This is a genomic window from Stenotrophomonas sp. SrG (genome assembly GCF_050031795.1).
Lineage (GTDB): Bacteria > Pseudomonadota > Gammaproteobacteria > Xanthomonadales > Xanthomonadaceae > Stenotrophomonas > Stenotrophomonas rhizophila_A.
On sequence record NZ_JBNBBE010000446.1, the window covers coordinates 1 to 257 of the forward strand.

The following is a 257-nucleotide window of genomic DNA, read 5'->3' on the forward strand; positions in this document are numbered from 1 at the left end:
CGCTGCCGCCGGTGATGTTGTAGCCCTTGCTGAAGCCCAGCGCCCGGAACGGTTCCGCCGCCTGCGCGCTGCGGCCACCGTGGTGGCACAGGAACGCCAACGTGGTGTCCTTGGGCAGGGCCTCCAGCTCGGCACGGTTGTTGCCGTCGAACGTCTTGTAGTCGCCGCCAATCGACGCAATCGCACGCTCATCGGCCGGGCGCACAGCCACCGCGGTGAGGGTGCCGGCACGGCGCTGGGCGTCGGCGTCGCGACCG

At 71.2% G+C, this 257-nt stretch carries 1 protein-coding gene; it reads right to left on the reverse strand.

Going from position 1 to position 257, the window contains the following annotated elements:
- Nucleotides 1–257: rhodanese-like domain-containing protein (locus ACQG3P_RS20425; protein ID WP_426806063.1), on the reverse strand; the 257-nt coding region annotated here is incomplete at both ends.